The sequence below is a fragment of the Fontisubflavum oceani genome (assembly GCF_030407165.1).
Classification (GTDB): Bacteria; Pseudomonadota; Alphaproteobacteria; order Rhodobacterales; family Rhodobacteraceae; genus Rhodophyticola; species Rhodophyticola oceani.
This window is the reverse complement of sequence record NZ_CP129111.1, coordinates 796,434-807,852: the sequence shown is the minus strand read 5'-3', so window position 1 is coordinate 807,852 and position 11,419 is coordinate 796,434. Positions and strand designations below refer to the sequence as shown.

Below are 11,419 nucleotides of genomic sequence, written 5' to 3'. Positions count from 1 at the left end.
TGGCGCGGACGTGAGGTGTAACTCCGGCGCGGACTGATTAAATTGGAGCAATGAAACGGTTTCTTCTGTCCGTGGCGCTGGTCGTCACCACCGCCTTGCCGGCCTGGGCGCAAGCGATCCCGCTGTCCCAACTGTCGGCCTATCTGAACACGCTGCGCACCGCCGAGGGGTCGTTCACGCAGATCAACGCCGACGGTACAATTTCAACCGGGACGCTCTATCTCCAGCGGCCTGGGCGTGTGCGCTTTGAATATGGCGGCGGCGATGATGACCTGTTGGTCATTGCAGGCGGCGGCCAGGTTGCGATCTTCGACGCGCGTTCGAACCAGCGACCCGAACAATATCCGCTCCGCCGCACGCCGCTGCACCTGATCCTGGCGCGTAATGTGGATCTGGGCCGATCCGGTATGGTGATCGGCCATGAGGGCGATGGCACATCAACACGGGTGGTCGCACAAGACCCCGAACATCCGGAGATCGGTCAAATCACCTTGGTTTTCACCGGCAATCCGGTGGAGCTTCGCCAATGGGTGATCACAGATGAAGCGGGCAGCGATACGACCGTCATTCTCGGAGAACTGGAGACGGACGTGACGGTTCGCGCCCGGCTCTTCAACATCCCGCAAGAAATCGATGCCCGCGGTCTGAACGATTGACGGATCAGCGGCGGCAACTTGCCAGTTGTAGCTGATAGGTTTGCGCGCGGTCGGCCACATCGCTGGCCACGCGGAGAAGCCAGGGTTTGGCGTTATAGCTGCCGCGGGCATAGCCGGTGTGGCCCTCATGATAGGCCAGATACTGGTTCCGCGCATCGGTTAGCGGCACACCGTTCCGTTCCACTGTGCGGGTCATATACCAGCCCATGAAATCGGTCGCATCGCCGATATCGGTGCGCCGAGCCCGGCGATTGCCGGTAGAGCGCTGATATTCTTCCCAAGTTCCGTCCAGCGCCTGGCTATAGCCAAAGGCGGAGCTTTGGCGCCCCATGGGGATCACCCCAAGCGCATAGCGAAACGGCGTCCGCGCATCGCCGATAAACCGGCTTTCCTGGTAAATTGTCGCCATCTGCACATGGATGGGCACGCCCCAATTACGCTCGGTCGCGCGCATCGCGCGGAAATACGCCGGGCGTTCGTCTGCGATTTCGCAGGCATTATCCAGGTCTCGAGGGGCCGAGAAATTGCGCCCACAGCCTGCCAATACCAGCAACATCAGGAAAAACACTGCCTGTTTCATGAATTTTGCCTGCTCGAATTCTATATTTGTTTTGAAGGAGTATACGGGATTTCTGCCGATCAGGAAATGCCAAGCTGCACATCATCGCCCAGGATGAACAGCATTGTGATGGTGCTGGCCAAACCATTCGTCCGATTGAGAATTTTGCACTGTCAAATTAAGGTTCACAGTCTGTTTCCCGCAAATCTGGCGATGTTCGATGGACAAGGGCCCGCCCCAAGGTTTAGGAAATTGTTAAGGGGGCGCTTCGCCATGTTGACCAGTAACGCAAAATACAACCTCGGGCAGGTTGTTCGGCACAAAAAACACCCGTTTCGCGGGGTGGTTTTCGATATCGATCCGGAGTTTGCCAATACAGAGGAATGGTATGACGCCATACCGGAGGGCAGCCGCCCGTCCAAGGCGCAGCCCTTCTATCACCTCTTGGCGGAGAATGATCAGACCTACTATGTCGCCTATGTGTCGGAGCAGAACCTTGTTCCCGACAACACCGGCGAGCCGGTTGATCACCCGGATTTGCCCGATTTGTTCGGTGATTTCCAAGACGGACGGTATCCGCTTGAATATCAGCTGAATTGAGCTGCTGCGGCGCCGAAGCGCCGCGCGATCAATACCCGAGAGCACACCCATCTTTGCGCGGATCTGAGCCGCCTTCCAAGAGGCCGGTTTCGGCGTCAATGCGGATTGCTTGCGCACCACCGATCGGTAGATCAGGCACCGCGATCTTGTGTCCTTTTGCGGCCAATGCGTCCTGCACATCCTGTGCATAGCCACGCTCGATCTTGAGCTCTCCGGCCTCGGCGAAACAGCGGGGGGCGTCGATTGCCGCCTGTGGGCCCATGCCGAAATCGACCACATTGGTCAAAAAGCGCGCATGTCCGGTGGCCTGGTACTGCCCCCCCATCACCCCGAAGGAGATCAGGTTGCCGTTCGGGTCCCGTAGCATTCCTGGAAGGATGGTGTGCATCGGGCGCTTGCCGGGGCCCGCCTCGTTTGGGTGCCCCTCCGCCAAGGCAAAGCCCGCGCCGCGGTTGTGGAACAGGATGCCAAAGCGGTCACTTGCCAGGCCCGAGCCGAAGCTGTGGAAGATTGAGTAAATCAGGGAGACCGCCATCCGATCCTTGTCGACCACGGTGATATAGATGGTTTCTTTATGCACCGCTTCCGAGACGGATTCGGCATCCGTCATCCCGCCGTTGGGATCAATCAGCGCCGCCAAGGATTTGGCGGTTTCTGGCGATGTCAGATGGTCCACCCGGGTGCAGCTTTCTGCATCCGCGATGAAGCGATTGCGCGCATCATAGGCCAGTTTCGTCGCTTCGGCCTCAATATGTGCGCGTTCGGTCCCCCAAGGGTCCATGCTGGCGATATCAAACTCCGCCAATATATTGGCGAGGAGGATCGCGGCCGCGCCCTGACCATTTGGCGGCAGTTCGATCAGCTCCGCGCCGCGATAGGTGGTCTTGATCGGCGTGACGTAATCGCAGGCGACATTTGCGAAATCCGCCTCCGTATGGGTGCCGCCCAAGGCTTGCAAGCTCGCGACCATATCGGCAGCAACTTCCCCCTCATAAAATCCGGCGCGCCCTTCGGCGGCGATTTTGCGCAGTACCTCGGCTTGCCCAGGGGCGCGGAAGACCTGCCCGGGTTTCGGAACTTGGCCTTGTAGCAAGAACAAGTCTCGCGCCTTGCCGGACAGATCTCCGGCTGCTTCTGCCCAATCTGCCGCGACACGCGGTGCGACCGGCACGCCATCCTCCGCATAGCGAATGGCGGGAGCAAGGACATCGGCCAGAGCGAGCTGCCCCATATCGCTGTGCAATCGACAAAACCCATCCACGGCCCCGGGTACGGTCACGGCGGCCGGATGGTAGAGCGGCATCGTCTCGTGGCCGTCAGCCCGCAAGGCGGCTGCGGATAATCCGGTCGGACCTTTGCCCGACGCATTCAACCCAATGATCTCATCGCTGTCGCCGCGTTTCACCATGGCGAACATATCGCCGCCAAGGCCGGTCATCTGAGGTTCACAAAACCCGAGAAGAACTGCCGCCCCGATTGCGGCATCAACGGCGTTGCCACCTTGCTCCAAGAGGCCGATCGCCGCCTTTGCGGCGAGAGGGTGTGAAGTTGCGCACATGCCGTTTTCTGCAAACACCGTTGAGCGGCCGGGCTGGTGAAAATCGCGCATATGTCTCCCTTTCCGTCGATGATCCGAAGGCAAATTAGGGGAAGGGTCAGCAGGAGCAAGTGGGAAAACTGCAAGGACCTCGGAACCGCGCCACTGGGTGGGGGCTTTGCGACACGGCACCGAGGGAAGCCTATGCAGCTACAGCCTTGGTCTGGCGACTCAAACGGGCCAAGTTTGGGAACGATTGTGGCGCTTCGGTGGCAATTGGGGTGGCCAGGAAACAATCATGATGTGATCCGGTGATTGGCTTCGGTTGCCGGGCAATCGAAACGTCGAGGTGATTCTCTCGCGTGTTCAAGACCTGCCCTAACCCCAAAGTTGGATCTGGATGAGGACTTGGCCAACCCCACTTATCTTGGCGTGTGACGATCGTCATCCATATGGATTATGCAGACGTCGCCTCGGTCTCCTTGGTCAGCGTCATCCCTGTTCCTTGCGCCGCCCGTGAGATAGAGCCTGGACGTTAGGGCTTGCTCTTCGGTATCGAAGGGTTGGGCGAAGAAAGCGGAGGGAAACATGGATAAGGTCGTCATTTGCGGCGCATCGCGAACGCCGATGGGTGGATTTCAAGGGGCGTTTTCCGATGTCACCGCAGCAGATCTTGGCGGTGCGGCAATTGAGGCTGCTTTGGCACAATCTGGCGCGACTGCCGCGCAGGTGAACGAGTTGCTGATGGGCTGCGTTCTGCCCGCCGGTCAGGGCCAGGCTCCCGCGCGTCAAGCTGGCTTCAAGGCGGGCCTCGGTCAGGACGTTCCGGCCACCACACTTAACAAAATGTGCGGCTCCGGCATGAAGGCGGCGATGATCGCTTATGATCAACTCGCGCTTGGCCAAACCGATCTGATCGTGGCCGGTGGTATGGAGAGCATGACAAACGCGCCTTACCTCCTGCCCAATATGCGCGGCGGCGCCCGCATCGGCCATGGGCAAACCATCGATCATATGTTCCTCGATGGGTTGGAAGACGCCTATTACAAAGGCCGTCTGATGGGCACCTTTGCCGAGGATTGTGCCGAGAAATACCAGTTCACCCGCGAGGCGCAGGACGAGTATGCGCTGGGCTCACTTTCCAACGCTTTGGCGGCGATCGAAAGCGGCGCCTTCGCTGATGAGGTAACACCGGTGACGGTGACAACTCGCAAGGGATCTACCGAGGTCGCCGTCGATGAACAGCCTGGCAATGCCCGGCCCGAGAAAATCCCGACCCTGAAACCAGCCTTCCGCAAAGACGGCACTGTAACACCCGCAAATGCATCCTCAATCTCCGACGGTGCGGCGGCTTTGGTCCTGGCCCGCGAATCCGTGGCGGAGGAAAACGGCCTGCCGATCCGCGCCCGCATTCTCGGCCACGCCTCCCATGCGCAGGAGCCCGGCTGGTTCACCACCGCGCCGGTCCCTGCGGCGGAGAAACTGCTCGCCCGGCTTGGCTGGACCGCCGAAGATGTCGACCTTTGGGAAGTGAACGAAGCTTTCGCAGTTGTTCCCATGGCCTTCATGCACGCGTTCAACCTGCCGCGCGAGAAGGTCAATGTGAACGGCGGCGCTTGCGCCCTCGGCCATCCAATCGGGGCCTCTGGCGCGCGGATTATGGTCACCCTGCTCAACGCGCTGGAAAAACGCGACCTCAAGCGCGGTATCGCGGCGATCTGTATCGGTGGCGGAGAAGGCACGGCCATTGCCATCGAGCGGGTCTGACCTTCTCTGCTTCAAAATATCCTCGGGGAGCGCGAGGGGTGGAAAATCCCTCGTTCCCACAGAAATCCAAAGCACCACCATGCATGTAAACTACCAGACCCTCGCCCAGACCCTGGCCAGCCTCACCGACGGCGAAACCGATGAGGTCGCGCTCATGGCGACCGTTGCCTGCGAGGTGCATCATGCCGATGATCGCTTCGACTGGACCGGATTTTACCGGGTTACAGAGCCGGAACTCCTAAAAATCGGTCCCTACCAAGGCGGGCATGGCTGCCTGCATATCCCGTTTTCGCGCGGGGTCTGCGGCGCGGCGGCCCGGACCGGCGAGGTGCAGCTGGTCGACGATGTGGATGTTTTCCCCGGCCATATCGCGTGCGCCTCTTCGACCCGATCCGAACTGGTCCTGCCGGTTTGGAACAAGGCTGGCGACTTGATTGGCGTCTTCGACATCGACAGCGATCAGCCGAGCGCTTTCACCAAAGAAGATGCGGACCAGTTGACGAAGATCTTGGCGGCCACTTTCCAGCGTTAACGGCGCGGCAGTGGCACCACACTGTCGCCGGGCGTATCTGGGCCCAATTCCTCGAAATCGAAATTGTCGAGCCGTTCGGCGCGTTTGCCCGCCCGGGCGCTCGCGGTCAGGATTCCCGCCACATCCTCGCCCGCCTGCCGCAGATGCGTTTCCAGCTTGCCGGCTCGTTCCTCGACGATCTCCACATCCCGATGCAGCTGCTTCAGCGCTTTGCGTATCTCACCGGCCTGTTCTCGCATCCGGGCATCTTTCAGGACGGCGCGCATCGTGTTGAGCGTGGCCATACAGGTGGTAGGCGATACGATCCAAACACGCGCGGCGAACCCTTCGCGCACAAGCTCCGGGAAATTCGCGTGTAACTCGGCATAAACCGCTTCGGAGGGTAGGAACATCAGCGCCCCTTCGGCGGTCTCCCCTTCCAGAATATAGCGTTCAGAGATCGCCTTGATATGGGCTTTGACGGCCACGCGCATCTGCTTGGCGGCTTCATTCATATCATACTCGGTCTTCGCCCGACGAAGCGCCTCATAGGCCTCCAAGGGGAATTTCGAGTCGATCACAATCGGCCCTGGCGGGTTCGGCAGATGGATCAGCGCATCGGCGCGTTTGCCGTTGGAAAGCGTCGCCTGAAACGCGTAGCTGTCCGATGGCAGCGCTTTCGACACGATGTCATTTAATTGAATCTCGCCAAACGCGCCACGTGTTTGCTTGTTCGACAGAATATCCTGCAGACTCAACACATCACCCGAAAGCTTCTCGATATTCGCCTGCGCCTTGTCGATCTGCTCCAGCTTCTGCTGCAACTCGCCCAGGCTCCGCGCGGTGCGGGTTGAGGTGCCATGCAGCGTCTCGCCCATGGATTTCTGCACGTCTTCCAGACGTCGCTCCATCGCTTCCAACATCTGCGCCTGGGCCTTGGCTTGCATCTCCGACACGTGGGACAGCCCACCGGCCAGTTGATGTTGGCCATCGCTTAAACCCTGCACCCGCTGCCCAAGCCCGCCGATATGCTGCGCCAACGGTTCCACCGCGCGGGCCGAGCGGTTGGCGGCACGCATCGCCAGGACAATCAGGATCAGCATGAGCAAAAGGATACCGCCGCCGATGACAAGTGCCAGGATCAGCGGGTCGCTGAGGTTAATCTGGGTCTCGCCAAACTGTATCATGTCCGTCCAAACAGCCGTTCAATATCGCTGAGCTTTAGCTCCACATAGGTCGGCCGCCCATGATTACATTGCCCCGAATGCGGCGTCGCCTCCATCTCACGCAGAAGCGCGTTCATCTCATCGGCCTGCATCCGCCGCCCTGACCGGATCGAGCCATGGCAGGCAACGCGGCTCAAAATCGCTTCTATCCGGGCCTGCAAGGTCTGACTGTCGCCCAGTTCATCCAATTCATCGAGAATATCGCGGAGCATTGCCTCGGCATTGACCGTGCCCAGGATCGCGGGCGTCTCCCGCACCGCAACCGTGCCCGGCCCAAACGCCTCGATACCGAGCCCAAAGCGCGCCAATTCCGGGGCCATGTCCAAGAGCCGTTCCGCGTCCGTGCCAAGCGTCACGATTTCCGGGATCAACAGCGCCTGCGCGGCAACGCCATTTTCCGCCATCTGGCGTTTCAGCTTCTCATAGACCAGCCGCTCATGCGCCGCGTGTTGATCGACAATCACCAGCCCATCTTCGGTCTGTGCCAGGATGTAGTTTTCATGCACCTGCGCCCGCGCCGCGCCCAAAGGCAGGGCTTCGACCTCGCCCGAGTCTTCTTCGATGACCTCAACCCTTGCGCTGGTCTCGACAAAAGGCGACGGCGTCTCAGAAAGACCGGGCGCTTGCCATTCGCGCGCGGTGCGCAGGGTGGTCTGGCTTGGCCGGTCCATCTGATAGATGCGTGGCTCCACTGGCTCGGGCCGCATCGCGCCAAGCGTGGCGCCGGCCACAGTGGTCGAGGCCCGGTGCCCCGCTTCAGCCAGGGCATGGCGGAGCGCGGTGACGATTAAGCCCCGCGCCACACCCGGCTCGCGAAACCGAACCTCCGCCTTGGCGGGATGCACATTCACATCCACCCGCTCGGGCGGGCAGTCGATGAAAAGCGCCACGGCGGGGTGCCGGTCCCGGCTCAGGAAATCGGCATAGGCCCCGCGCAGGGCGCCAACCAAGAGCTTGTCGCGCACCGGGCGACCATTGACGAAGAGATATTGCGCCACGGCAGACCCGCGCGAATAGGTCGGCAGGCCCGCATAGCCAATCAACCGCAGCCCCTCTCGCTCCGCCTCAATCGGCAGGGCATTCTCGGTAAACTCGCGCCCCATCACGGTGCCAAGACGGGCGCGCAGCGCGTCGAACAACTCGCCCTGTTCCGCATCGGCGCGGAAGGTCACCCGGGCGGCGCCATCGCTGACATCGCGCAGGGTGAACCCAACCCCAGGCTCCGCCATCGCGAGGCGTTTCACCACATCGGAGATCGCCTGCATCTCGGCGCGATCCGTGCGCAGGAATTTCAACCGGGCGGGCGTGGCAAAAAACAAGTCGCGCAGTTCCACGACGGTGCCAGCGGACAGAGCGGCGGGCTTCACCGGCCCCATCGTGCCGCCACTCACGCTGACCTGATGCGCCTCGCCACCGGCCATCCGGCTGGTTATCTTCAATCGCCCGACCGCGCCAAGCGACGGCAAAGCCTCGCCGCGAAACCCGAAGGAGCGAATGTTCAACAAGTCCGAGCTGTCGATTTTCGACGTGGCATGCCGCGCCAAGGCCAGCGGCAAATCCTCCGGCCCCATGCCGCACCCGTCATCCGTTACTCGGATCAGACTCTTGCCGCCATGGCCGACATCAATCGAGATACGGCTGGCGCCCGCATCAATCGCGTTTTCCACAAGCTCTTTCACCGCAGACGCAGGGCGTTCCACAACTTCACCCGCCGCAATCCGATTGATTGCAGTGTCGTCCAATTGCCGGATCACCCGGGGTGGGTCGCCTATCTTGGGGTGTGGGTTGGCCATGCCACTATGGGTAGCATGGCCAATGCCGATTCGGAAACGGGTGTCTCAGTTGGACGGACCCAACCCCTCGGGCTGCCCAACGACGACAAAATGCAAACCGTCGGGCTGCAAGAACTCTCCAGCAACCCGGCGAATATCGTCCATTGTGACCGCTTCGACTTGCGCGTTCCGGGTCGCGATATAGTCGACGGGCATGCCGTCTTGCTGCATGCCCGCCATGATCCCGGCGATGGTGTCATTGCCGTCGAAACGCAGGGGGTAGGCCCCGGTCATGAAGGTGATCGCATCGCGCAGCTCTTCGTCTGTCACGCCATTGGCCGCGATATCGGCCCATTGATCCCGAGTCACCGCGACTGCTTCGGCCACAAGATCATTGGAGGAGGAAAACTGACCTGCGATCATCGGCTGGTGGTCTGAAAGCGCGAGGTAGGAGTAAATCCCATAGGTGAGTCCGCGTGCGATCCGAACTTCCCGCATAAGGCGCGAGCGGAAATTGCCACCGCCCATGATCTGATTCAGAACGAAGGTCGGGAAGAAATCCGGATCGGTCCGCTCGATCCCGCGATGGCCGAATACCGCCACCGATTGCGGGGTCGGGAAGTCCACAACCGTCGTGCCGCCCTCCAACAGATACTCCGCCGGGCCAGGCAGCGGTGCGCCCTCGGCAGGTAAGTCGCCCAGGAGTGTGTCCAGAAGCAGCCCCAATTCTTCGGCGCTAATGTCGCCCGCAGCCCCGACATAAACCCGATCACGGGCGAAGACCGCGGTATGGGTGGCAACCATATCCTCGCGCGTCAGAGCAGAGACCGTTTCGACCGTGCCAAGCTGAGAACTGCCATAGGGATGCGCGCCGAACGCCAGCGCGCTGAATCGTTCTTGCGCAATGGACTCCGGGTCCTGCAAGTTCGACTCGATCAAGGCCGTGACCTGACCGCGTACGCGGTCGAATGCGTCTTGGTCGAACCGGGGGTGATCAGTGCTTGGCGCAGCAAATCAGCGGCCTCGTCACGGTTCTGCGTCAGCATTTCCACGCTGACCGAGACGCTGTCGCGATAGGCATTGAAAGAGAAGCCTGCGGCCAAGGCTTCGGTTGCTTGCGCAAAGCCTTGTGCATCTAGGTCACCGGCCCCTTCCTCTAGCAGCCCGGTCATAAGATAGACCGCGCCGCGATCTTCCGGCGCGTCCATTGAGGTGCCGCCCTGAAACCGAATGTCCAGCGCCACGAACGGGATCGACGAGTCTTCCACCAACCATGCGGTGATGCCGCCCGGCGACGTGACTTCTTGGATCTCCACTGCCCAAGCAGGCAACGAGCAGACCATTGCGATAAGTGCGGTGAGCGTGGCGCGGATCATTGGGTCGCCTCCTCGGCTTCAACGGCTGCGGGGCGATCAAGATAGCCGGTGACCGACCGCGTATCGCCGCCGAACAGCGCGCGGGCGGCCTGCATCACCTCTTCCGCCGTGGTGGCGGCGATCACATCGGGCCAAGCTTGAACATCTTCGACGGTCAAACCGGTGGTGAGCGCGACACCATACATCCGCGCCAAGCCTTGCACGTTGTCCTGATTGTAAATCTCCGAGGCGGCGTAACGAAACTGGATCCGCTCAAACTGCGCCGGGTCGATGCCGATTTCCAGGAAATCGGCGATCACCCGGTCGAGATCGGCTTCCGCCTCTTCCAAGCTGATGCCCGGCACCGGAACGTTCAGGACCGTGAAGCTGGTATCGTCAAGGCTCGTCGCTTGATAATAGGCCCCGGCGAAGAGCGCCCGACCTTCCTCGTTTTGAAGGGTTCGGCCTAAAACGGCGGTTGTGCCGTTGCCGCCAAGGATTTCTGCTAAAAGCGTCAGCGCGGCGGCGTCTTCTTGTGCGCCACTGTCCCGTTCGGGTGCCAAATATGTGCGGCTGACATACGGGTTGGCGACGCGGCCATCTTCAAATCGCACAGTCCGGTCCGCAATGTGATCTGGCTCCGAAGGCCGAACGCGTTCGGGCAGGTCGGACGTCGGTTGCAGCGGGCCGTAATGCTCTTCGGCGAGCCGTTGAACCTCCTCCGGCTCCACATCCCCGGCCACAATCAGGATTGCGTTGTTGGGGGCGTAGAACCGTTCATAGAAGGCCAGCGCATCGTCAAGATCGAGCTCCAACATCTCGTGCCGCCAGCCGATGATCGGAATGCGATATGGATGGTTGAGATAGAGTGCCGCCCGCATTTGTTCGTTGAAGAGCGCGCCAGGGCTACTGTCGGTGCGCTGCGCCCGCTCTTCGAGAACCACGCTGCGCTCCGTAACAACATCGGCCTCGGTGATCACCAAATCGCGCATCCGGTCGGCTTCCATCTGCATCATCAGACCCAAACGGTCTGCGGCCACCCGTTGGAAGTAGGCGGTGTAGTCCCAAGAGGTGAAGGCGTTATCGGACCCGCCATTCGCCTCGACAATCCGGCTAAATTCGCCGTTTTCCAGGTCGTCGGTCGATTTGAACATCAGATGTTCGAGGAAATGCGCAATGCCGGAGACGCCGGGCGGCTCGTCGGCGGCTCCGGTGCGGTACCACACCATATGTACGACGGCGGGGCTCCGGTGGTCTTCGATCACCACCGCTTCCATGCCGTTCTCCAAGGTGAATTGAGTGACCTCGCCCGCGGCCCATAGGGCGCCTGGAAGGGTCGCGGCGACGGCAATCGTCAAAAGACGGCGTAGGATCATCAAGGCCTCCGGCTCGGGCGTCTGCGTTCAGTGCAACATAAGCGCCCGGCGCAAATCCTC

General features: G+C 61.0%; 9 protein-coding genes and 1 pseudogene. 4 read left to right on the top strand and 6 right to left on the bottom strand.

Going from position 1 to position 11,419, the window contains the following annotated elements:
- Nucleotides 1-50 precede the first annotated feature (50 nt).
- The gene (locus tag QTA57_RS04115; RefSeq protein ID WP_171559339.1) at nt 51-656 is read left to right on the top strand and encodes a LolA family protein; all 606 of its coding nucleotides are present in this window, start codon (nt 51-53) and stop codon (nt 654-656) included.
- 4 nt (nt 657-660) lie between these two features.
- Here QTA57_RS04115 and QTA57_RS04110 read toward each other — a convergent pair whose 3' ends face one another.
- Nucleotides 661-1,236: a transglycosylase SLT domain-containing protein gene (locus QTA57_RS04110; RefSeq protein ID WP_171559342.1), complete on the bottom strand. Its 576-nt coding sequence runs from the start codon at nt 1,234-1,236 to the stop codon at nt 661-663.
- 252 nt (nt 1,237-1,488) lie between these two features.
- Between QTA57_RS04110 and hspQ the strand changes: the two genes are divergently transcribed.
- A complete protein-coding gene (hspQ, locus tag QTA57_RS04105) occupies nt 1,489-1,815 on the top strand; it encodes a heat shock protein HspQ (protein WP_145213245.1) in 327 nt (108 codons plus the stop codon).
- Between the two features lie 28 nt (nt 1,816-1,843).
- On the opposite strand, the gene QTA57_RS04100 is transcribed toward hspQ, so the two are convergent.
- Complete coding sequence (locus tag QTA57_RS04100; RefSeq protein ID WP_290153787.1) at nt 1,844-3,424, bottom strand: gamma-glutamyltransferase family protein; 1,581 nt, start codon at nt 3,422-3,424, stop codon at nt 1,844-1,846.
- Nucleotides 3,425-3,940: 516 nt separating this feature from the next.
- Here QTA57_RS04100 and QTA57_RS04095 point away from each other — a divergent pair.
- A complete protein-coding gene (locus QTA57_RS04095; RefSeq protein ID WP_290153785.1) occupies nt 3,941-5,119 on the top strand; it encodes a thiolase family protein in 1,179 nt (392 codons plus the stop codon).
- A 79-nt stretch (nt 5,120-5,198) separates the two neighbouring features.
- Nucleotides 5,199-5,651, top strand: coding sequence for a GAF domain-containing protein (locus QTA57_RS04090; protein WP_290153783.1), 453 nt, complete (start codon nt 5,199-5,201; stop codon nt 5,649-5,651).
- On the opposite strand, the gene QTA57_RS04085 is transcribed toward QTA57_RS04090, so the two are convergent.
- The 4 genes and pseudogenes from QTA57_RS04085 to QTA57_RS04070 form a co-directional block, all read right to left on the bottom strand.
- On the bottom strand, nt 5,648-6,817 hold the full coding sequence (locus tag QTA57_RS04085; protein ID WP_290153781.1) for a DNA recombination protein RmuC: 1,170 nt from the start codon (nt 6,815-6,817) through the stop codon (nt 5,648-5,650). The two genes, QTA57_RS04090 and QTA57_RS04085, sit on opposite strands and share 4 nt — an antisense overlap.
- Entirely contained in the window at nt 6,814-8,649 is a 1,836-nt protein-coding gene (mutL, locus tag QTA57_RS04080; RefSeq protein ID WP_290153779.1) for a DNA mismatch repair endonuclease MutL, read from the bottom strand. Before mutL ends, QTA57_RS04085 begins: the two co-directional genes overlap by 4 nt.
- Nucleotides 8,650-8,694: 45 nt before the next feature.
- Nucleotides 8,695-10,004, bottom strand: a pseudogene (locus QTA57_RS04075) (M16 family metallopeptidase).
- Nucleotides 10,001-11,359, bottom strand: a complete 1,359-nt coding sequence (locus QTA57_RS04070) for a M16 family metallopeptidase (protein WP_290153777.1) — start codon at nt 11,357-11,359, stop codon at nt 10,001-10,003. The pseudogene QTA57_RS04075 and the gene QTA57_RS04070 overlap by 4 nt, the downstream one beginning before the upstream one ends.
- Between the last annotated feature and the right edge of the window lie 60 nt (nt 11,360-11,419).

Excerpts from the sequence above, each read along its gene's own strand:
- QTA57_RS04100 (WP_290153787.1), bottom strand. The coding sequence starts at position 3,424 with ATGCGCGATTTTCACCAGCCCGGCCGCTCAACGGTGTTTGCAGAAAAC.
- hspQ (WP_145213245.1), top strand. The coding sequence starts at position 1,489 with ATGTTGACCAGTAACGCAAAATACAACCTCGGGCAGGTTGTTCGGCAC.
- QTA57_RS04095 (WP_290153785.1), top strand. The coding sequence starts at position 3,941 with ATGGATAAGGTCGTCATTTGCGGCGCATCGCGAACGCCGATGGGTGGA.
- QTA57_RS04115 (WP_171559339.1), top strand. The coding sequence starts at position 51 with ATGAAACGGTTTCTTCTGTCCGTGGCGCTGGTCGTCACCACCGCCTTG.
- QTA57_RS04090 (WP_290153783.1), top strand. The coding sequence starts at position 5,199 with ATGCATGTAAACTACCAGACCCTCGCCCAGACCCTGGCCAGCCTCACC.
- mutL (WP_290153779.1), bottom strand. The coding sequence starts at position 8,649 with ATGGCCAACCCACACCCCAAGATAGGCGACCCACCCCGGGTGATCCGG.
- QTA57_RS04085 (WP_290153781.1), bottom strand. The coding sequence starts at position 6,817 with ATGATACAGTTTGGCGAGACCCAGATTAACCTCAGCGACCCGCTGATC.
- QTA57_RS04110 (WP_171559342.1), bottom strand. The coding sequence starts at position 1,236 with ATGAAACAGGCAGTGTTTTTCCTGATGTTGCTGGTATTGGCAGGCTGT.
- QTA57_RS04070 (WP_290153777.1), bottom strand. The coding sequence starts at position 11,359 with ATGATCCTACGCCGTCTTTTGACGATTGCCGTCGCCGCGACCCTTCCA.